20 protein-coding genes, 3 tRNA genes and 1 pseudogene are annotated in these 21216 nt (G+C 29.5%); 21 read left to right on the top strand and 3 right to left on the bottom strand.

Annotated elements, in window-relative coordinates:
* The 18 genes and pseudogenes from BQ5344_RS03010 to BQ5344_RS11955 all read left to right on the top strand — a co-directional run.
* Positions 1-540, top strand: a complete 540-nt coding sequence (locus tag BQ5344_RS03010) for a cell division protein SepF (protein WP_235846100.1) — start codon at positions 1-3, stop codon at positions 538-540.
* A gap of 342 nt (positions 541-882) precedes the next feature.
* On the top strand, positions 883-2079 hold the full coding sequence (locus BQ5344_RS03005; RefSeq protein ID WP_071124107.1) for a M50 family metallopeptidase: 1197 nt from the start codon (positions 883-885) through the stop codon (positions 2077-2079).
* A 205-nt stretch (positions 2080-2284) separates the two neighbouring features.
* Positions 2285-4036 carry an ABC-ATPase domain-containing protein gene (locus BQ5344_RS03000; RefSeq protein WP_235846099.1) on the top strand — a complete coding sequence of 584 codons (1752 nt, stop codon included), beginning with the start codon at positions 2285-2287 and terminating at the stop codon, positions 4034-4036.
* A gap of 81 nt (positions 4037-4117) precedes the next feature.
* Positions 4118-5383: a prolyl oligopeptidase family serine peptidase gene (locus BQ5344_RS02995; RefSeq protein WP_235846098.1), complete on the top strand. Its 1266-nt coding sequence runs from the start codon at positions 4118-4120 to the stop codon at positions 5381-5383.
* Between the two features lie 224 nt (positions 5384-5607).
* Positions 5608-6501 (top strand): tetratricopeptide repeat protein, encoded by an 894-nt coding sequence (locus tag BQ5344_RS02990; RefSeq protein WP_071124105.1) that lies wholly within the window; start codon positions 5608-5610, stop codon positions 6499-6501.
* A gap of 81 nt (positions 6502-6582) precedes the next feature.
* Positions 6583-6906 carry a YlxM family DNA-binding protein gene (gene ylxM, locus BQ5344_RS02985; RefSeq protein ID WP_036070251.1) on the top strand — a complete coding sequence of 108 codons (324 nt, stop codon included), beginning with the start codon at positions 6583-6585 and terminating at the stop codon, positions 6904-6906.
* 208 nt (positions 6907-7114) lie between these two features.
* Entirely contained in the window at positions 7115-7975 is an 861-nt protein-coding gene (locus BQ5344_RS02980) for a MurR/RpiR family transcriptional regulator (RefSeq protein ID WP_071124104.1), read from the top strand.
* A gap of 138 nt (positions 7976-8113) precedes the next feature.
* Entirely contained in the window at positions 8114-9535 is a 1422-nt protein-coding gene (locus BQ5344_RS02975; RefSeq protein WP_071124103.1) for a 6-phospho-beta-glucosidase, read from the top strand.
* 159 nt (positions 9536-9694) lie between these two features.
* Positions 9695-10435: a TraX family protein gene (locus BQ5344_RS02970; protein ID WP_071124102.1), complete on the top strand. Its 741-nt coding sequence runs from the start codon at positions 9695-9697 to the stop codon at positions 10433-10435.
* 20 nt (positions 10436-10455) lie between these two features.
* The gene (locus BQ5344_RS02965; protein WP_071124101.1) at positions 10456-11139 is read left to right on the top strand and encodes a YczE/YyaS/YitT family protein; all 684 of its coding nucleotides are present in this window, start codon (positions 10456-10458) and stop codon (positions 11137-11139) included.
* Positions 11140-11177: 38 nt separating this feature from the next.
* The gene (locus BQ5344_RS02960) at positions 11178-11564 is read left to right on the top strand and encodes a VOC family protein (RefSeq protein ID WP_071124100.1); all 387 of its coding nucleotides are present in this window, start codon (positions 11178-11180) and stop codon (positions 11562-11564) included.
* Between the two features lie 242 nt (positions 11565-11806).
* Positions 11807-12529 (top strand): RadC family protein, encoded by a 723-nt coding sequence (gene radC, locus BQ5344_RS02955; RefSeq protein ID WP_071124099.1) that lies wholly within the window; start codon positions 11807-11809, stop codon positions 12527-12529.
* Positions 12526-13032: a PSP1 family protein gene (gene ricT, locus BQ5344_RS02950; protein WP_071124098.1), complete on the top strand. Its 507-nt coding sequence runs from the start codon at positions 12526-12528 to the stop codon at positions 13030-13032. The genes radC and ricT overlap by 4 nt, the downstream gene beginning before the upstream one ends.
* 116 nt (positions 13033-13148) lie before the next feature.
* A tRNA-Val gene (locus tag BQ5344_RS02945) sits at positions 13149-13224 on the top strand.
* A 7-nt stretch (positions 13225-13231) separates the two neighbouring features.
* Positions 13232-13308 (top strand) — tRNA-Asp (locus BQ5344_RS02940).
* A gap of 3 nt (positions 13309-13311) precedes the next feature.
* Positions 13312-13387 (top strand) — tRNA-Phe (locus BQ5344_RS02935).
* A 448-nt stretch (positions 13388-13835) separates the two neighbouring features.
* Positions 13836-14537 (top strand): IS3 family transposase, encoded by a 702-nt coding sequence (locus tag BQ5344_RS11960; RefSeq protein ID WP_106394723.1) that lies wholly within the window; start codon positions 13836-13838, stop codon positions 14535-14537.
* A 15-nt stretch (positions 14538-14552) separates the two neighbouring features.
* Positions 14553-14729 (top strand): annotated as a pseudogene (locus BQ5344_RS11955) (IS3 family transposase); the annotation flags it as partial.
* A gap of 366 nt (positions 14730-15095) precedes the next feature.
* Here the strand turns inward: BQ5344_RS11955 and BQ5344_RS02925 are convergent.
* The 3 genes from BQ5344_RS02925 to BQ5344_RS02915 form a co-directional block, all read right to left on the bottom strand.
* Positions 15096-16790, bottom strand: coding sequence for a peptide ABC transporter substrate-binding protein (locus tag BQ5344_RS02925; RefSeq protein ID WP_071124097.1), 1695 nt, complete (start codon positions 16788-16790; stop codon positions 15096-15098).
* Between the two features lies 1 nt (position 16791).
* On the bottom strand, positions 16792-17610 hold the full coding sequence (locus BQ5344_RS02920; RefSeq protein ID WP_071124096.1) for a hypothetical protein: 819 nt from the start codon (positions 17608-17610) through the stop codon (positions 16792-16794).
* Between the two features lie 669 nt (positions 17611-18279).
* Entirely contained in the window at positions 18280-19173 is an 894-nt protein-coding gene (locus BQ5344_RS02915) for a Fic family protein (RefSeq protein WP_021769572.1), read from the bottom strand.
* Positions 19174-19248: 75 nt separating this feature from the next.
* Here BQ5344_RS02915 and BQ5344_RS02910 point away from each other — a divergent pair, with 75 nt between their 5' ends.
* The 3 genes from BQ5344_RS02910 (at position 19249) to BQ5344_RS12115 (ending at position 20955) form a co-directional block, all read left to right on the top strand.
* Complete coding sequence (locus BQ5344_RS02910; RefSeq protein ID WP_021769573.1) at positions 19249-19503, top strand: recombinase family protein; 255 nt, start codon at positions 19249-19251, stop codon at positions 19501-19503.
* A gap of 422 nt (positions 19504-19925) precedes the next feature.
* Positions 19926-20048, top strand: a complete 123-nt coding sequence (locus BQ5344_RS12505; RefSeq protein ID WP_268872962.1) for a hypothetical protein — start codon at positions 19926-19928, stop codon at positions 20046-20048.
* Complete coding sequence (locus tag BQ5344_RS12115) at positions 20038-20955, top strand: PIN domain-containing protein (RefSeq protein ID WP_071124095.1); 918 nt, start codon at positions 20038-20040, stop codon at positions 20953-20955. The genes BQ5344_RS12505 and BQ5344_RS12115 overlap by 11 nt, the downstream gene beginning before the upstream one ends.
* Positions 20956-21216 lie beyond the last annotated feature (261 nt).

The following is a 21216-nucleotide window of genomic DNA, read 5'->3' as shown; positions in this document are numbered from 1 at the left end:
TTGGGACTTAAAAGAAAAATAATGGAATTTTTTGGCGATGATATTGAAGATGATGATGATGAGTTATCTGAAGAATTGTCAAATGATGAAAGAAAAGAAGTGGCAGTAGAACAGCCGTCACAAACTCAACAGGCAAAAGTTCAACCAAAACCAGCAGTAAATCGAGTTGAACAAGAAAAACAACCAGAAGAGAAAAAAGGCATTGGAAGTCTTTTTGGAGTAGGAAAAAAGGAGGAAATTACAAAAATGGCGTCGTCAAAAGTGAGCTATGTTTCGATTATCAGACCAAAAGTTTTTGAAGATTCGAGATTAATTGCTGATGCAATAAAAGAAAATAAAGTTGTAACATTCAGTTTGGAATTTTTAGAATATGAAGTGGGACAAAGAGTAATAGATTTTGTGAGTGGAGCTGCTTATGCAATGAATGCACACCTTTCAAAGGTTACTGATAAAGTTTTGACTTCTATTCCAGTTGGAATCGACTATGAAGACATTGATGCTTCATTAGGAGAAGAATCAAGAGACAGTAACTTATTATAATACAAATAAGTTAATTTTGGAATTTAGCTGCTTTTTATGGGTTTTTCTCATTTAAAGCAGTATTTTTTAATAATTTATTTTAATACTAAGTCCATTAAAAAAATAGAAATAAAATTTTATAATAATTAATTTGATAGCTTTGCAAAAAAAATGAAATTTAATTCTTAAGTATTTATCCTAATGATTAAATTTAATTAAAGGATATTTTAATAGTTACACAGGTCGTATAATAACATAATCATGTAAAAAAAATGATTTTAATTTCATGAATGTTTGATTTTTGATCTTTAAATAGGAAATAATATAAATATGAAAATAAAAGAAAATGGAGAGAATAGATAAATGGGAATAATTTTTACAATAGTAATTTTAGGGGTAATAGTATTTTTGCACGAATTGGGGCATTTTGCGACAGCTAAATATTTTGGAATGCCTGTTTCAGAGTTTGCAATTGGGATGGGACCTAAGATTTTTTCAGTGAGAAAAGGGGAAACGGTTTATTCGATTAGGGTTCTTCCTCTTGGAGGATTTGTTAATATAGAAGGGATGCAGCCTGAAAATTTTGATTTAGAAAGGTTTAAAAAGGAAAAAACTGACGAGATTATTGAGGAACTGAGAAATGAAAAAGGATTAAGTGAAAAATCTGATGAAATTGAAAGCGAAGAATTTGTCAATGAAGTGTCGAAAAGGCTGGATGAGAATGTGGAAAAGGAATTGAAAAAGCAGGAAAATATTCAAAAAAATGGATTTTTTGCCAAGTCGCCGTTTAGCCGTTTTGTTGTACTTATTGCAGGAGTTATGATGAACTTTATTTCTGCCTTGATTGCCTTATTTGTGATGCTTTCAATAACAGGAGTGATGCCTATAAAATATACAGCGCCAGTTGTTGGAGAAATTCAGGTAGATTCCAGAGCAAAGGAGAAATTGAGAGTAAACGATAGAATCTTGGCAGTTAATGGAGAAAATGTGTCAAACTGGGTGGAAATGTCGGAAAAAGTTTTGAAAATTAGTCAAAATTATAAAGATGAAGATGTAAGTTTGAAAATTTTGAGAAATGATAAGGAAATTACAGAAAATGTGAAATTGACGTATAATAAAGAAGCGAAGGCAAATTTACTTGGAATACAGGTTTTATCGCAAAAGACGAATATTAATGAAAGAATAAAAATGAGTTTTGTATTATTTCGGGACTATTTTAAACTGACACTTGATGGTGTGAGAATGCTTGTAACTGGAAAAGTGGCAATGAAGGAAATGACAGGACCTGTTGGCCTGCCAAAGATTGTTGGGCAAGCTTACGGACAAGGCGGATTTTTTGCATTGCTTGTAATATTTATTCTTATTTCAATAAATATTGGAATTATGAATTTGCTACCTATTCCAGCACTTGATGGAGGAAGAATAATATTTGTTATTCCTGAATTTTTTGGAATAAAAGTTAATAAAAAAATAGAGGAAAAAATACATGTAATTGGAATGATATTTTTGCTTGTATTGATGTTGGTTATTGTATTTTTTGATGTTACTAAATATTTTTAAAAAAATTTGAACATACCCGTGTTGTGTAATAAAAAATGGTAATTTAATAGTTAAAATAAATGTGTTATATTTTCAGTTTAATAAAACTAAAAAAGTTGTTAATTTTACCTTGTTATATTTCAGCCTCACAGATTTTAATATACCTGTGGGGTTTTTGTATTGTAGTAAAAAAAGAATTTGGGAAATAAAAGAGAAGTGTGTTAAAATGAGAATAGAAAGATATGTGGCGGCTGGGAAAGGAGTGTTTACAGAAATGAAAAATTATAAAGAATTAGAAAAAATATTATTTTCAATGGATGGAAAAAGTTATTTGGCGTATAAGTCACTTAAAGGGGAATATAAATTTGAAAAGTATATTCTTGCGATTGATCATGTGCAGTCAGATCCTTATGCTCCGCCTTCAAAAATGAGAGTTATAATGGATAGAAAAATTTGTGGGATTCCTTATGAGCTCACGGATACGAAGGATAAGAATATTGCAGTTTCGGATTTTCTTACGAGAAATTTTTATAGGGAAATTCAGAAAAGTGGGAATGACAGTACAGGAACTGGGGGAAGTGGAAGAATTTTTATTGACAGGTGCAGACAGGAAATTTTGGAAAGAACTTCAGTTCTGATAAAGGGAGATAAAGTTGAAGTGAGGTTTGAAATGGGTATGCCTGCGAGAGGCAGACGGATAATGGGAAAAGCTGCACAGAAAATTATTTTTGAGCAGCTGCCTGAAATTGTGGAAAAATCCATTATTTATGATAATTTGAATAAAAAAGCGTTAAATGAGCAGGTAATTCTAGTGCTGGATCAGGAATATGCGAGAAAAATGTTGAAGGAAAAAGGGCTTGTTGCATTTGTGGCTAATGATTCTGTGCTTCCACGTGAAAGTGGAGTTTCGGATAGACCTATGAAAAATGCAGTTAAGTTTAAAAGTCCAGAAAAATTTGAGATTACATTAAAACTTCCAAGTGGGAAAGAAATAAGCGGAATGGGAATTCCAAAAGGAATTACGCTAATTGTGGGTGGAGGTTACCACGGAAAATCCACGTTGCTTGCAGCACTTGAAAGAGGGGTTTACAATCACATTGCTCAAGATGGGCGTGAATTTATAATTTCTGAATCGGATGCGGTAAAAATACGTGCGGAAGATGGAAGAAATGTGGAAAAGGTGAATATAAGCGGATTTATCAATAACTTGCCACAAAATAAGGATACAAGGGCTTTTTCAACTGAAAATGCGAGCGGAAGCACGTCGCAAGCGGCAAATGTGGCAGAAGCACTGGAATATGGGACTTCTTTACTTCTAATAGATGAGGATACTTCGGCTACTAATTTTATGATTCGTGACGGAAGAATGCAAAAACTTGTGGTAAAGGAGAAAGAGCCGATAACACCGTTTATTGACAGGGTAAAGGAACTTTATGACAATTTTGGAGTTTCTACGATATTGATTGTCGGTGGTTCTGGAGATTATTTTGATGTGGCAAATCACGTTATAATGATGGATGAATATGTGCCAAAAGATGTAACGGAAAAGGCGAAGGAAATTGCAAAATTGGATGAAAACAAGAGAGAATTTTCTTCAAATGATAAATTTCAAGGAATTACACAGCGTATTCCACTTAAAAAAAGTTTTTCGCAGTCAGGAAAACTGGATAAAACAAGAGCCAAAGGGAAATACAGCATTCTATATGGAAAAGAATTAATTGATATTTCAGGGCTGGAGCAGCTTGTGGATGACAGCCAGACAAACTGCATTGCCGTAATGATTGACTATTTTAAAAATAAGGTGCTGGATGAAAAACTGACACTTTTGCAAGCGGCTGACAGGATTTATGAAAGAATTGAAAAAGAAGGGCTTGATTCAATTTCTTCGTACACAGGGCATCCAGGAAATTTGGCATTACCGAGAAAGCAAGAATTTTGTGCGGCGGTGAATAGGTATAGGAAATTAAAGATAAAATAGTTTACTTTTAAATTTTTACTTTATTTAATAATTTTATCAATTAAATTTGAAATAAAAAATATTGTAGAGGAAGTGATGGCTATGAGAACGAAGGTATTGGTGTTTGTAGGTTTGCTTTTGGTAAGTGTATTGGGAATTTCTAGTGAAGTATTCTTAAGTAATCGTTCCCCATTTTATAATTATTTGATACATGCAAAAGTATTTGATTATGGGCAAAATATTGTTTCTATTGAGATTGATACAAAAGGGCAAGGGAAAAATATTCAAAATAAGCAAATTGAAAAAGATACATTTAAAGTTTTTGCTAAAGGAACTTTGCCAAAAGACGCTGGAATTGTGCTAGACGATAAGACTAAATCCTCGGGGACATTTGAAGTTGAGAGGGAAATTGAGAATATTTATGTGAATGACAAGGGAAATATTGTTATTAACTTGAAATATGGGAAAGATGTGGCTGGAGCAAACACTTTGAGTTATGTTACTGGGGATGTTTCTCGAAATGTATTGATGGACTTGGAGTATAGGGTGGAGCAAAAAAAGGAAATAAAGGGTTATAAAGCAGGATTTTATAGACAAGGGAAAATTGTTGATGAGGAAGCTGATAAGTTTGTAGCAGCGAAGTCTAAAAGTGGAATGAATTATCGATATTTTAAACCTGTTAATAAAGATGATGGGAAGAAACATCCGCTTATAATATGGTTTCATGGGAATGGTGAAGGCGGATACAAGGATTATCGGAATAATGTTTCACAAAAATTGGCAAATCGTGGGGCAGTGGCTTTTGTAGAAGATAAAACACAAAAGATATTTGGCGGAGCTTATGTTGTGGCACCGCAAGTTGACGGTACTTGGTACAATAATTATAGTAAAGGGTACATAAAATCAGTGAAGGCTATGATTGATGAATTTGCTTCTGAAAATAATGTTGATAAAAATAGAATTTATGTTTTTGGAGCTTCTGCTGGTGGATATATGTCGTTTAGAATGATGATTGAATATCCAAATTATTTTGCGGCATTTAGTACAAGTGCAGCTGCTGTTGATAAAGCGGCTACTTCTGGCGTAGTTGCAACTACTACACAGGATTTGATGAAAATAAGAAATAAACCGCTTTGGATGATTCACGCACAAAATGATCCGACTATTTCCTACGAAAATACAAGTAAAAGAGTTTATGATGTTCTTTCAAAATATGGAGCAATACTTTCCTCTTATCCAAATGTAAAAATTGGTGAAACTGAGTACAATGGACACTGGAGCTGGATTTATAGTCTTAGAAATATGCCTGTGAATAATAAAGGGGAACATTTGTTTGAGTGGATGGCAAAGCAACGTTTGAAAAAATAAAAATTTTAGTTTACTAGAGATGTTAAAATGAAATTGGAAAAGACTTGCTTGGAATAGTAAATTCTGAGTTTAGTCTTTTTTGTTTATAACTTTATTTTTAATTATTTAGATAAACGAGAGTTTTTAATTAATTTTCTTGAAAAAAATTAGATTTATTGGTGAATTTGTGGTATTATAAACAATAATAGATTAAGAATAAATTTTTTAAAAGAGGAAACTTATAGATGACTGAGAAAGAGAAGGAAGTAAAAGAGAATAGAATACAAGACTTGCTTGTAAAGAGGGAAGAATATGTGAATAATGGAGAAATTGAAAAGGAAATTATTGTTTTACGGGAATTGAAGGTGTTGTTTAGACGGCTGTATGGTGAGGAAAGTGATGAGAGCGTAAAAGTGTTGACTGAATTGGGGAATGTTTTAAAATATGTTGGGAAATTTGAGGAGGCAATAAGACATTTATCTAAAGTTGAAAAAATTGTGTTAAAAAATTATGGAGAAAATACTATGGCTTTTGTGACTTGTAATGCGAATCTGGCTGAAGTTTACAGAACTATGAAAAAGTATGAAGAGGTTGAGGAAAAATATTTTAAGGCGATAAAGACTTATAAAAAGAATGATTTTAGGAATGAATATGTATTTGCAGGAATATGTAATAATCTTGGACTTTTTTTTGAAGAAACGGATAGATATAAGGATTCGGTAAAATGGCAAAAAAAAAGTTTGGAAATATTGGAAGATGCGGAAAATAGTCAAGTACAAAGTGCGATTATTCGAAGCAATATGGTAAATTCCTATCTGAAAATTGGAGAAAAAAAGTTAGCAGAAAATTGTATGAATGTAGCTCTTGAAGTTCTAGAAAAAGAAGTAGGAGAAAATAGTAATTTGTATTTTAATATTTTACATAATTTGGCAAATGTTTATTTTGAAAACAAAAGTTATAAAAAATCAGTTATATTACTGGAAAAATGTGAAAAATTGCATAAAACCATTTTTGGAAATGAAAATGAAATGTATCAAAGTATTTTGGATAAAATTTTAATTGCAAAGCAGAAAATCGCTAAAAATAAAATGGAACAGTATGTATGGAAAAACCAGAGTGTAAAAAAATTGAAAAACTAAAAAATATATAAATTTTGTTTAATAAATAATTTTGATTTGAGAAATGAAATTACAAGTAAAAATAAAGAGGAAGTTGAATATATGGATAAATTGGAAGATTTTTTGAAATATTCAGTTTTGTTTTCATATTATGGAGAACTTTTCCCCAAAAAGAAAAGGCAATATTTGGAACTTTATCTGGAGGAAAACAGCTCACTTTCGGAAATTGCTGAACAATGTGGGGTTACAAGGCAGGCTGTTTTTGATAATATAAAAAAAGGTGTTCAGAAGCTGGATGAATATGAGAATAAACTTGGAATATTTGAAAAAGAAAAGGAATTGAAGTGTAAATTGGAGCATTTGAGAAAAAATTTTACGAAGGAAAATTTGGAAAAGATAATAGAAGATTTTGAATATACAGAATAAAATTAAATTTGAAAAAGCAAAAATAAAAAATAAATTGCTATTGACAAATAGGAAAGTCAAGGTATAATGGTTATGTAAAGAATATGTGAAGTTTATAAATTTGAGTTATTACTATTTGGATTAGACAAAACTGAAATGGCGGGAAATGCTTCTAATAAATGTTTTCCCCCTTTGGTTTTGCCTTTTTTATTTAATAAGAAGGTGAAGGATGATTATTAGTAAACTGGAAAAAAAGGAGAATTTTACAAATAATGAAAATGAAATAGCAGATTACATTTTAAAACACTTGGATGAGGTACATTTGCTGTCAGCGGAGAGTCTGGCTAAAAAGGCGTTTGTGAGCAAGGCTACTGTTGTGAGATTTTGCAGAAAACTAGGGGTTAAAGGGTATAGGGACTTTCAGAGAAGTCTGGATAAGGAAGTCGAGGAAATGATGAAAATTAAAGGACTGCTTAGCGAAGAGCCTGTAAACAGTGAAACAAAATACGATGAAATTATCTCAATTATTCCATCGCTTTATGAAAGAGTTATTGGGGCTACAAAACTTAATTTGGATACACCTGTTATGGAAAAAATTATTGAAAAACTTAAAAATGTTAAGAAAATTGAGATTTATGGAACTGGAATTTCATATATATTAGCAAAATTGGCTTCATTTAAATTTATGACGCTTGGAATAGAGAGTGCGGCTTATGATGGTCTTAATGAGCATTATGTAATTTCTGCGGAAAAAGGGGAAAAAGACATGGCTCTTATTATCTCGCTTTCAGGGAATAATCCCTATATGATTAGAATTGCGGAATATTTGAAAAAAAGGAATGTATTTGTCGTAGGAATTGGGAATGGATCATCTGAAGAAATAAAAAAAGCATGTTCGGAATATATTGAAATACATGCTCCAAATTATATTTTGAGTTTTGAGATGGTGTCGCTATTTACTGGGATTAATTATGTGCTGGACATATTTTTCACTTCGCTTTTAGTGTTGAATTACTACAAAAATATAAATACTTCACTGAAAGTCAGTAAAAATTATGAGACAAATGAACCGAAAGTATCAAAAAAATAATTACAATAGACATAATTTTGAAACAATGGGGAAAATTGATAAATGCTCTTGTTTTTGTAAGATTTTAGTGTTATATTTTTAATGTAAAGAAAATTATTAAAAATATTAAATACGAAAATTTTTTAGGAGGAGATAGAAATGGGATTTAGAAAAGACTTTTTATGGGGCGGAGCTACTGCCGCAAATCAGCTTGAAGGAGCTTATAATGTGGATGGAAGAGGGCTTGCCAATGTGGATTTGTCGCCAGTTGGGGAAGACAGGCTTGCTGTGATTACTGGCGAGCGAAAAATGCTGGAATTTGACGATGAGCATTTTTATCCTGCTAAAGGGGCGATTGATTTTTATCATAGATACAAGGAAGATATTGCATTATTTGCAGAAATAGGATTTAAGACCTATAGAATGTCGATAGCATGGACTCGTATTTTCCCAAATGGAGATGAAGAAACTCCAAATGAAAAAGGGCTTGAATTTTATGAAAATGTATTTAAGGAATGTAGAAAATACGGTATTGAGCCATTAGTTACAATAACGCACTTTGATTTTCCTATTCACTTAATCAAAGAATATGGCGGATGGAGAAACAGAAAAGTTATTGATTTTTACAAAAGATTGTGTACTGTAATTTTTACTAGATATAAAGGACTTGTAAAATACTGGCTTACATTTAATGAAATTAATATTTTGTTACATGCACCGTTTATGGGAGCAGGAATTGTTTTTGAAGAAGGGGAGAATAAAAATCAGGTTTTATATACTGCGGCACACAACGAATTGGTGGCAAGCGCTTGGGCTACAAAAATTGGGCATGAAATTGATCCGGAAAATAAAATTGGATGTATGCTTGCAGCCGGGAAATTTTATGCACTTACTTCTAAGCCTGAAGATGTATGGACTGCACTTGAAAAAGACAGAGAAAATTATTTTTTCATAGATGTGCAGGCTCGTGGATATTATCCTGCCTATGCTAAGAAATTTTTTGAAAGAGAAAATATAAACATTGGAATTACAGATGAAGATGAGAAAATTTTGAGGGAAAATCCAGTTGATTTTGTTAGTTTTTCTTACTATACAACTCGTTGTATCTCTGCTGAAGCTGATAGACTTGGAGAAGGAAACTTATTAAAAACAATGAGAAATCCGTATATTGAAGTGACAGACTGGGGATGGGGGCTAGATCCGTTAGGATTTAGAACTACAATAAACGAAATTTATGACAGATATCAAAAACCGTTGTTTGTTGTGGAAAATGGACTTGGAGCTGTTGATGTTCCAGATGCAGATGGATATGTGGAAGATGATTATAGAATTGACTATTTGAGAGATCATATAAAGGCAATGAAGGAAGCGGTTGAACTGGATGGAGTAGAACTTCTAGGGTATACAACTTGGGGACCTATTGACTTAGTGAGTGCGGGAACTGGAGAAATGAAAAAACGTTACGGATTTATCTATGTAGATAGAGATAACGATGGAAATGGAACATTGAAGAGAAGCAAGAAAAAATCATTTGACTGGTATAAAAAAGTTATCGCAAGCAATGGGGAAGATTTGGATTAGCATTTGAAATTATTTATTGAAAAATTAGTAAAAAATAAGGGGATTTTTAAAATAGTGAATCCCCTTTGCTTTTGTGTGTGAAACTTTTTAAAATGAAATTGAGAAACTTAAATAAAATTCGAATTATAGAAAAAATAAAAATGTAAAGGGAGAATTGTTATGAGTACAGCTTATGGGAATAATAGATTTAGCAAGATAAGAATCTTTTCAGGAGCACAATTAAAATATATCGCTTTTTTATCAATGTTGATTGATCATGTGAATAAGGCTTTGATATATCCTTTGCTAACAGAAAATGGATTTTTAAGATATGTGAGCGATGTATTTGATATTTTGGGAAGAGTTGCATTTCCGATTTTTATGTTTTTTCTTGTGGAAGGTTTTTTTAAAACAGGAAATAGATTCAAATATCTTTTAAATCTGATTGCTTTTGGAATTGTTTCTGAAATTCCATTTGACTTGTTCCAGTCGGCAGTACTTTTTCAGCCAAATTCAAATAACGTAATGTTTACATTGGCTTTAGCATTAGTTATGATTTGGGTTATTGATGAATTGAAAGTGCCAAAATCATATATAATTAGCCCAGTATTATGGTTTCCTGTTTCAATAATAATTGTTATAACAACTTGCCTGTTGTCCATGATTTGGGGATTGGACTATGAATACCACGGAATTTTGATTGCATATTTTTTCTATATATTTCGTAATAATCAAATATTATCAATTATAGGAGGATATCTTTCGATTGTTAAGACTCCGTGGGCTTTGTTAGGATTTGGCTTGACACTTGCTTATAACGGGGAGAGAGGAAAACAGAATAAAATTTTGAATTATTTGTTTTATCCTGTACATTTATTAATTTTGGGGTTATTGAGGCTGTGTTTTAAAATAGGAATTTAGAATGGAGAAATGGAGAAAAAATGAATAGAATGATAAGAGCGTATGGATTGTTAATATTACTTACGATATTGGCAGGTATGGAATTAGCACTTTTGGTAAAGATGAATGTAGGAGTTGGACCTTGGGATGCGATGGCACTATCTTTTTCGTTTTTGACAGGAATAAAAATGGGAACAATAGCGATAATATGTAATTATTTATGTGTATTGGGACAACTTATTTTACTAAAAAAGGAATTTAAAAAGATAAATTTTTTACAAATACCTATTTCTATGTTGCTGGGATATTCAATTAATTTTTTTGTATATGTAGTTTTTAAAAATATGGCATTTAATAATTATATTTTCAGAATAACAACTAATATTATAGTACTTGTATCAGTTGCCTTTACAATGGGAGCAATAGTAGTTTTGGGATTGCCGACATTTGCTTTGGAAGGTTTTTGCAGTGCGATTCATGCAAAAACTGGTATTCCGTTTGCAAAGTTTAGGCAATGGGTAGATTTTTTCTGTGTTGGGCTTGTAGTTATTTTGACACTTATATTTCCTATAGAATGGAGTTTGCGTGAAGGTACGATAATTAGCATGATTCTTTTTGGACCTTTACTTGGAATATTTATGCCAAGAATTGAAAAACTCTATGAAAAATGGGATTTAGTTGATGGAAAAAGTCAGATTGAGAAGGAAATAGAAGGATTGGAATAAAAGATAAATTTTATAAAAAATATTGAAGGAGATTAGTTATGAAAATAAATCATGTAGCAATTTATGTAAAAGATTTGCAAAAAACAAGGGAATTTTATGAGAAATATTTTGAAGCAAAGGCAAATGAGAAATATCATAATAAAAATACTGGATTACAGACTTACTTCCTAACTTTTCCAGATAGTAAAGCACGGCTTGAAATAATGTCACGTCCTGAACTTTCGGAAAGAAATGATAAAATAATGAATGAAGGCTTTATCCATCTTGCTTTTAGCGTTGGAAACAAAGAAAATGTCGATAAATTGACAGAAAGACTTGTAAATGATGGATTTAGATGTTTAAGTGGGCCTAGGACGACTGGAGATGGATATTATGAAAGTGTTGTTGAGGATTGTGAAGGAAATTTGATTGAAATAACAGAATAATATTAATTTATAAAGTTAGGGGAATATGCTTCAATAAAGGACAGATGAGATTGAATTTTAATTTTCAGGAGACTTTGGAAGTAAACTTTGATGTTCTGTCCTTTGTTTTTCTTAATATTGTTATTTTTTTCATTTTATGATAAACTATACTCAAACTTTTTAAAATTAAATAAGTAAAATTAAATAATTTTGGAGTTTGATTTTAAATTTGTAAATTTTAAGAAACATTTTTTGGGGGAAAAATGATGGGGGATAATAGAGAAATATTGACTTTTAGACAAAAGTTATCTGAAGAGCAGGAAAAGGGGCATAGAGAAAGGCTAAGACAGAGATTTTTGTCTGCAGGAATTAAAGGCTTCTTAGATTATGAACTTTTGGAACTTTTGTTAACATACACGGTTATTAGAAGAAATTGTAGAGGAATTGCAAAAAAATTGTTAGAAAAATACGGAGATTTGTATACGATTTTACGTCAATCTGAGGAGGAATTACAGAAAAATAAGTATATGACACAAAGAACTGTTGTATTTTTAAAACTTTTGTTTGAAATTATAGAAAATGAACTTTATAAAAAAATACATAATAAAAAAATTAATATATCAAGTAATGTAAAATTATTGAATTATCTAGAATATTCCCTTTTAAAAAGGGATGTAGAAGTATTTAAAGTATTGTTTTTGAATACACAAAATGAACTTGTTAAGGAAGAAGAGCTGTTTTATGGAACTATTGATAAAAGTACAGTTTATATTCGTGAATTAATAAAAAAAATATTAGAATACAATGCAAAAGGTGTAATTTTGGTACATAATCATCCAGCAGGTTCATTAAAACCGTCAGAATCAGATATAATATTGACAAAAAAAGTAAAAGAAGTATTTGAAAATATGGAAATACGCTTGGTTGACCATTTAATAATAAGTGAAAAGGGATATTTTAGTTTTTTAGAAGGTGGAATTTTATGAAAATAATAAATATTAAATTTAGAAAAACAAAAAAAGTTTATCCATTTATGATAAACGATAAAGAAGATTATAAAAAAGGTGATCACGTACTTGTAGACACAATTCGTGGTGAACAGATTGGAATAGTTTTGGGACTTGCTTTAAATAAGGAACAAAGTGAACAAGATGATTTAAAAATTAGAGAAGTAAAAAGAAAATTATCAAATAAAGAGATTGAAAAGTTAAAGGAACTTGATAAAAAAGCAGACGAAGCCTATTTTAAATGTAAAAAAATAGTAAAATATCTGTTGCCAGAAATGAACCTTGTCATCGGAGAATACACATTTGATGAAAGCAAACTGATATTTTATTTTACAGCGAACAATAGACTTGATTTTAGGGAACTTGTGAAGGAAGTAAACAGGACATTTAAAAAAAGAGTGGAATTTTATCAAATTAAGACAAATGATGAAGGTAGAATATTGTCAGCATTTGGGAAGTATGGACGGGAAATTTACTGGTAAACTTAGAAAAAAATTATATTTTAAAGAGAAATATCAGTTAAGGAAAATTTTTTGAAAAAAGTAGTTGAAATATTGAATAAAATGTGCTATACTAATTGAGTAATAAAAAAATTTGTGGTCGCATAGCTCAGTTGGGAGAGCACCTGCCTTACAAGCAGGGGGTCATTGGTTCGAGCCCAATTGTGACCACCATTTTTATGGAGGTGTAGCTCAGTTGGTTAGAGTGCTTGCCTGTCACGCAAGATGTCGCGAGTTCGAGTCTCGTCACTTCCGCCATTTGCCCAGATAGCTCAGTCGGTAGAGCAAGGGACTGAAAATCCCTGTGTCCGTGGTTCGATTCCGCGTCTGGGCACCATTAAAACAATTAAATTTGAAATATATAGTGCAAATCAGTGTTTATGCTGAAATGCACTTTTTTCTTTTATTTATGGTACTTTGCAGTTGGAGTGTACCCAAAATCTTGGACAAATAATTTGAAAACTAGTTTCCTATTTGTTAAAATATAGTTAAGGAGAGGAATTTGATTATGAACAAGAGAAGTAAAAGGTACACAGATGAATTTAAAATGTTAATTTTAGAATTGCTGGAAGATGGAAGAAAAAATCATTAGGAAATGAATATGGGGTAGCAACGGCAACAATCAGAAAATGGGAAAAAGAATTTAAAGGAATCATAGATAAAAAATACAATGCTAACGAAGCTTTAAATGAAATCATGGACTTAAAAAGGAAACTGCAACAAGAAATGGATAAAAATAAAAAATTAGAAAAAGACCTGGAACAAAAGGAATTAGATATTGACATATTAAAAAAGGCATCAACCATATTGATGAAAAAATAAGGACTGTTGACAAGTACGTATTAGTAAAGACTTTATTCAATGAGTTTAATGTTTCAAAATCAATAATAATTAATTTAATAGGCATTAAAAAAAGCAGCTATTACTACTGGGTTAAAGAGGTCAAGACACAAAGGGATATAGAAAATAAAATTTTGTACGATATAATAAAATCAATATGGCAAGACAGCAGAAAAACTTACGGAGCAGTAAGAATTCATAAAAAACTAAGAAAGTTAGGATTAGAAGTAAATATAAAACGAGTCAGAAGATTGATGAAGAAAAATCAGATAAAGTCAATAATTCATAAAAAATTTAGAAATTATAACAAATCAGACGACATGAAAGAAACAGCAAGAAATATTTTAAAAAGAAATTTTGATACAGAAAAATTAAATGAAAAATGGGTAAGTGATATAACATATATTTGGACAAGAAAGGACGGGTGGTGCTACTTATCAAGTATAATGGATTTGCACAGCAGAAGAATAATATCACATAAGGTTGGAAAATTTATGGATATAAAATTAGTTATAGATACCTTAAAAATGGCGATATATAAAAGAGGGGATACAACCAATCTCATAATACATACAGATAGAGGAAGCCAGTATATGAGTAAAGAATATCGTAAATTTTGTGCAAAAAAAGGTATAAGCATATCTTAGAGCAGAAAAGGAAATCCTTATGATAATGCCTGTATAGAATCATTCCATGCAACATTGAAAAAAGAATATGTACATAATGAAAACTTTGAAAGTCTAGAAAGTTTAAGAAGTAGAATGTACGAGTATATAGAAATATGGTATAATAACAGCAGAATACACAGTAAAATAGGATTTACAAGTCCGAATGAATAAGAAGAAAGCATAAAGAAAGGAAACAAAGAAATTGCTTAAAAATAGTCTAAATTTTGGGGGACACTCCAGTATAAGTTTCACTATAATATTAATTTCAGAAGAATTACTTTTGTGAAAAAATTTTCCACAGCCTGTTAGAAAACAAAAAAATAGTAATAATAAAAATACCCCTTTTATATTTTTCACAAAATACCCCACCTTTTATTTTATTTATTAATACAAGTCTTACTATTTTTCAAAACATTAAAATTTCAAAAAATATATCTAAATTTATTATAACAAAAAAGACTGGAGTATACCAGTCGAATTTTATTAAATTATATTTTTACTTTTTGTTACACTTGACAAAGAGCTTTTTTTAAACTTCTATTTATCTTTATTAACATTTCTTAAATATAAAATCCCGCCATAAGGAACTAATTTCAGTTCTTTTATTCCCGGTCTTTCAAGAATAATATGAGTAATTTCACCGTAGCCCATTTTTGCTGCAGGATTTTCTTTCTCATATATATTTTCAGCTTTGATTAGAGCATCCGTTCTGATGTTAATATCTTTTGTTTCAGAGGCAATTTTTATAAGTTTGTCATATTCAGAATTAGAATAAGAACCGTAATTATAAGGATTGTCTGATACAAATCTTTCAAGATAAAGTATCGGATCACTAAATCCTAACAAAATTTCGTTTTCAATAATATCAAAATCTTTTTTTCTTGATTTTAAAATTAAATCCTTATGAGACACTCTTGTAACTTTGACATCTATTCCAAGATGTTTTTTTAAATTTTCTGAGAACCTGTCAATGGAATTTTCTTTAATAGCAATATTTAAAACAGGCATTTTACTTATTCCTAATTCTTTTAATCCCTCATCTAATAATTCTTTTATATTTTTGTAATGATAACTCCCACTTTCAGCTTTTCCATTTTTTGCAGCTAAAGCAGAGAAATTTTTGCCATTAATACTGATGTATCCTGGAACAAATCCGTATTCTCTCCTTGTTTCTCCTACCATTACAGCATCTATAGCCTTTCTGACCTTAGGATTACTTAATGCTTTTACTTTAGTATTGAAAACATAATAATGAGAAGAACCTGTAGATAATCTCTGTGTTTCTTTCATGTCATTTTTGAGCTTGGTTCTTGAAAAGAATTGAGAATATACAACAGTTGCATCTATTCCTTTACTTTCAGCAATTCTTTTATGGTCGTCTCCGTCCCATAAACCGCCATAAACATTGATTTTATTCATTTTTATATTACTGCTGTTCCAGTAATTTTTATTTTTTTCCAATAATAATTTTCTTTTTCCTATACTTTTTATGATATAAGGTCCTGAATATAAAATATTTTCAGGTATTTTTCCGTATTTTTCTCCCAATTTCCCGAAAAATTCCTGATTTAAAGGTGAAAATTCTACTTTTGTCATTAACATATCAAAATATCCTATCGGCTTGGTTAGTTCCAGTTCAATAGTTTCATTATTATCCAATATTTTTATCCCTACATTTTCGGCTTTTACCTTTCCTTCATAAAATTCTCTCCCGTTCTTTATAAGAAAAAGAACATCCGTATTCGGAGATATTATTTCAGGATTCAGCATTCTCAACAATGCAGTTTTAAAATCTTCAGCTTTTATAGGAGTTCCGTCAGAATATTTCAATCCTTTTCTCAGATGAAAAGTCCACTTGGTTTTATCCTTGCCTGTTTCCCATTTTTCTGCCAGTCCGGGAACTATTTTCCCATTTTCATCAATTCTGACGAGTCCTTCAAATAAAAGGTCAAAAATATCAGCAGCTTCATAATTTCTGATATTTTCAGGGTGTTTATCATTAAGCAGCTGAGCATCGTAAGATTCAGGAAGAAACAGATGTACTAAATTAAAAGTATCAGGAGTACTTTCAGCAACATTATATTCAAATTTAGCCCCACTAATTGTGTCCACAATTGTATTAAATATATTTTTTTCTGTCTTATTTTCAGAATATGTTCCTGTCTTACTTTCAGAACATGATAAATTGAATACTCCTAATAATAATATAAAAATTGTATACATTTTTTTCATTTTATTCACCCTCTCTATTTTTTTTAGCAAAAATCAGCAAAATTCCTAAAAATATTATTACAAATAAATTTACACAGAAATACATATTAAATATCTCAATGTATAAATTTTTATACCTCAACACAAATTTTAAGAAATGAATAAAAAGCTTAAATTCATGCCCCACTTTAAAAGAGTAATTTTTATACAAGTTAGAAAGTTCCATTATAAAATTGATTCCTAATAATCCTATTATTGAAACAATGGCAGTATAAATTATTCCTATTATTCTGTGTTCATACAATTTCTTTTCGTATGTTTTTACTGAAAATAAAAAGACTACTGAAAAAAATGCAGTTGCTGATGTTGCTATTACTCCTGAAGGAATTCCGGAAAATAAAAACAGCATTATTTTCTGAATGAAAGTAAAGTTGAGTTTCATCTGTTTAAGAACTTCAGATGTTCCAATAATCGAATTTATAATAATTAAAACTCCTATGAAAATTATTACATAATACTTTATTTTATGAGATAATTCCATACTATTTTCATTAAAATATTCTTTTGTTATTTTTATAGAAATAATAGCTGATACAATTATTACAATAAGAGAAAATAATGTAAATATTGCAGCTAGCATTGTTATTTTTTCTTTTACATCTGTACCACTAAATTTCATTATAAAAGAAAGGTAATATTGCATATATATCATTCTCTTAAATAATACAAGAAAAACTGCTAAAACGACTATACCTGTTATTTTCATCAATCCTTGAAATAGACTGCTGATATTCTCTTTTTCAAAATCTTCAAATTTTTCATTTAAATCATTTATTTTCATATATTCTTTTACCTCCGGAAATATATATTTTTTTATTTATTTTCTATTCTTATGTAATATTAGCAGTAAAAGATTAAAATAAAATGAGATTTTTGATTTTTAAACTTAGCAAGGATCCTTTTCTCTTAAAATAGAAAACCTGTCTTTTCTATTTTGTATAGAAAAGAAACTTATAAAGATAAAAGGAGAAAAACATATAAAGATGGAAAAATAAAATAAATATACAGAGCCACTGATTAACTTCCCCAAAAAGTTGGACAAATTTAATTTAACTTACTAACAAGAATTGATTTTTGCTTTATACAGAAATCAATTTTTTTATTTATAAGAAAATTAAATTCATATTTTTTAGGTATTTACTGATATATTTGATAATTTTAAAAGAGGCGTCAGCCTCTTTTCCTCTTCTTTTATCAAAATAACTATATAAATGTCTACGACAAAATATCCAACCTAGTTGGATTAATAAAATATTAATAGTATTTTTTGAGGGGCGGATATCTGTAATGATAAAATTCCCATACAATCATTTTAACCTTGCTGACTTTTGTTCTTATAAATCATATCTAAAAATAGAAAATGTATATTATATTTGGAATTTACGTTAAAGAAAACTAATTTCCTGTTTAATTGTTCACAGTTTTGGGAACACTCTAATTTTTAAAATTTTTACTTATCTAAAATAGATAAATATAAATCTAGTTTCTGATTTAAATACCTAGCAAACATATCTGACATTGCTGATATATTGTGCTTTACATGATATTCATCAAAAGCTTCATAATATCTCAGTCGATCAGTAAACTTGATATCTATAGGTGGATATTCCTCCTTCATAAGTTCTAAATTTATTAATAATCTTCCAGTCCTTCCATTTCCATCAATAAAAGGATGAATACTTTCAAATTCTATATGAAAACGAGCAAGTTTAGTTACAATGTCTTCCTTGCTGTTTTTATAACGTTCCAATAATTCTTCCATTTTCGGAATAATTAGATACGGTTGTACGGGTTCATGAGCTGCTCCCATAATTCTAACAGGAACTCTACGGTATATTCCTCTATCCTCTTTCTTATCAGCCAATATCAAATAATGAATATCCTTAATTACTTTTTCGGATATTTCAACATTTTCACTAACAAGTTTTCTTACATACTCAAAAGCTTCCTTGTGTCCAATTACTTCCAAATGCTCCTTTAATGATTTTTGGTTAATGGTAAGCCCTTTAAGAATCATGTCTGTTTCACGTAAAGTTAAAGTGTTCCCTTCAATTGCATTTGAGTTATAGGTATATTCTGTTAAAAATTCTTCATTTAATCTTTCCAGTTCCCCTTCTGTTAAAGGTCTCCTTGCTTTAAGATTGCTTAATTTTTCTTCTAATATTTGAATGAGCGTTCCTGTAATTTTATATCTTCCATCAGTTGGTTTTATTGCATCATATGGTATTTTCCAAGTTCTTCCTTCTTGATATGCACCAGGTATTTTCCCTTCAGAGCATAAAACTCTTACTCTTCTATCAGATATTCTCCATTTTTCAGAAGCTTGTTTAACTGTAATATACATAAAATCCCTCCAATCTTTTCATAGTATACTATTTTATCGGAATAATATCAATACTATTGGAATGAAATATATTGATTGTCGGAACAGTATTTTTTTGAAAAATTTGAAACAAAAGTTAAAATTATTTCTGATGGTATAAAAGAAAGATCAATTCAGGAAGAATTAGCAGAAGATATTATTTCCATAATTCATTTATTTAGTGAAAAACTTTACGGATTGAGATCTGCTTTTATTTTGATTATGTGCAGCAGTTCTCTCCCTAACCGTATTTTCCAGCTCAATATCCAGATTAATCTTAAAATCATTCCACCAGCCAGTCGTTTGCTTTAAAATTTTGGAGTGTACCCAAATCTTGGACAAATAATTTTTGGTACACTAAAATAGTATTCAAAATGGGACTTTTTCATAATCTATGCTTTCCAAAGAAAAAATATACATTGTTTAGTTTAATTTCAGATAATCCTTGTTGTAAAAAATAGAGCTTTTTTATTAGGAAAATAAATTTATTTTTAACATAGGAGTAAAATTATGAAAAGAAATTTTAAAAAAGTAACTGAAATTTTACTGGCAACTTACTGACAACTTTTATATTTCAAATACCCATTTTTAGCGAAATAATTATGCGTGGGCACCATTATTATTGATTTTAAACAAATTTTTCATAATATTGCAAAATACAATTCATTAGAAATAGTGAATTGTATTTTTTTTGAAATATTGTTTATATAATTATTAAGAATAGGAGTATTATTATGTGTAAAAAAGTTTTTATAGATACAAATATATTTATTGGTGAAAAATTTATGTTATCAAATGATAAATTTGAAAAGTTAAAAACATATATTGAAAACGATAAAAATAATATTGTTAAATAATGAAATAACAGAAAGAGAATTAGAAGTTCATATAATCAAAGATGTAAAAGAAGTAATAAACAGTTATAATAAAGTATTAAGCAAAAGTCCTTTTTTAGAAATATTAAGCGAAACTCCGATTAAATTATCTGCTGAAGATGAAACATACATAATTTCTTTTCTTAAAACAGAATTGATAAAATTTTTTGATGATTCTATAAAATTATCTTTAGAAGATGTAGATATAAAATTAATATTAGAAGATCATTTTAACTTAAACTTACCATTTGAGAAGACAAAGCAAAATGAATTTAAGGATGCTTTTGTTGCACAAATAATAAAAAAATATCAAAAAAAGAATAACGAAAAAATTTATATTATTTCAAAAGACGACGGATTTAGGAAAACGTTTGACAATAATGATCAAAACTTTATAATTTTTGAAAATTTATCAAAATTTATAGAAGAAAAATGGCAAAAAATAACAGATATAAAAAACGGATATGGAGATCTGCTGTTTGCAACGGATAAAGTGACTAAAAATGTAGCTGCACCGTTGATAAAATATATTTATAATGACATAAATTCTTCAAATCATAAAGTAACAGTGCTTGTTGGACACGATTCGAATGTAACTGCTATGCTTTCTGCGTTAGGTTTTAAAGATTATAAATTGGAAGAACAAGTTGAAAAAACTCCAATTGGTGGAAAAATATTTTTTGAAATTTGGAAAGATAAAAAAACAAATGAAAGAAAAGTAAAAATTGAGTATGTGTATCAAACATTAAGCCAGATAAGGGAAACAAAGAGACTAACAAAGGAAAATCCGCCAAAACATACAATTTTAGAAATGAAAAACTGTAAAATCGATAAGGAAGGATATTGTCCATATTCTAGATTTATGACAGAATTAAAAAAATTTAATTAAATATTTAAATCAAAGAAAAAAATTATTTGAACTACATCTAAACTATTATAACAGGATAGGAGGTGTAGTTTTTTTATTTTTTTGCTCTTCAGTATCGTAGAGTAATTGCATATTAAATTTTTCTCTTTATGAAATCCTTTATTTATGGAATAAAATGAATAAATTGACTTTTTTATAAAAGAAAAATTAAATATTGAGTCAACCCCTTTAAAAATAAATCATTCGGACTTATGAATTTTTTTTCTTGCGATTGCCTTGCAG

The sequence above is a fragment of the Leptotrichia massiliensis genome, from assembly GCF_900104625.1.
In the GTDB taxonomy this organism is placed as follows: Bacteria; Fusobacteriota; Fusobacteriia; order Fusobacteriales; family Leptotrichiaceae; genus Leptotrichia; species Leptotrichia massiliensis.
The sequence above is the reverse complement of the archived record's forward strand: the minus strand, read 5'-3'. Positions and strand labels throughout refer to the sequence as shown.

Coding starts and splice junctions, on each gene's coding strand:
- BQ5344_RS03005 (WP_071124107.1), top strand. CDS start 883: ATGGGAATAATTTTTACAATAGTAATTTTAGGGGTAATAGTATTTTTG.
- BQ5344_RS03000 (WP_235846099.1), top strand. CDS start 2,285: ATGAGAATAGAAAGATATGTGGCGGCTGGGAAAGGAGTGTTTACAGAA.
- BQ5344_RS02995 (WP_235846098.1), top strand. CDS start 4,118: ATGAGAACGAAGGTATTGGTGTTTGTAGGTTTGCTTTTGGTAAGTGTA.
- BQ5344_RS02990 (WP_071124105.1), top strand. CDS start 5,608: ATGACTGAGAAAGAGAAGGAAGTAAAAGAGAATAGAATACAAGACTTG.
- ylxM (WP_036070251.1), top strand. CDS start 6,583: ATGGATAAATTGGAAGATTTTTTGAAATATTCAGTTTTGTTTTCATAT.
- BQ5344_RS02980 (WP_071124104.1), top strand. CDS start 7,115: ATGATTATTAGTAAACTGGAAAAAAAGGAGAATTTTACAAATAATGAA.
- BQ5344_RS02975 (WP_071124103.1), top strand. CDS start 8,114: ATGGGATTTAGAAAAGACTTTTTATGGGGCGGAGCTACTGCCGCAAAT.
- BQ5344_RS02970 (WP_071124102.1), top strand. CDS start 9,695: ATGAGTACAGCTTATGGGAATAATAGATTTAGCAAGATAAGAATCTTT.
- BQ5344_RS02965 (WP_071124101.1), top strand. CDS start 10,456: ATGAATAGAATGATAAGAGCGTATGGATTGTTAATATTACTTACGATA.
- BQ5344_RS02960 (WP_071124100.1), top strand. CDS start 11,178: ATGAAAATAAATCATGTAGCAATTTATGTAAAAGATTTGCAAAAAACA.
- radC (WP_071124099.1), top strand. CDS start 11,807: ATGATGGGGGATAATAGAGAAATATTGACTTTTAGACAAAAGTTATCT.
- ricT (WP_071124098.1), top strand. CDS start 12,526: ATGAAAATAATAAATATTAAATTTAGAAAAACAAAAAAAGTTTATCCA.
- BQ5344_RS02925 (WP_071124097.1), bottom strand. CDS start 16,790: ATGAAAAAAATGTATACAATTTTTATATTATTATTAGGAGTATTCAAT.
- BQ5344_RS02920 (WP_071124096.1), bottom strand. CDS start 17,610: ATGAAAATAAATGATTTAAATGAAAAATTTGAAGATTTTGAAAAAGAG.
- BQ5344_RS02915 (WP_021769572.1), bottom strand. CDS start 19,173: ATGTATATTACAGTTAAACAAGCTTCTGAAAAATGGAGAATATCTGAT.
- BQ5344_RS12505 (WP_268872962.1), top strand. CDS start 19,926: ATGTGTAAAAAAGTTTTTATAGATACAAATATATTTATTGGTGAAAAA.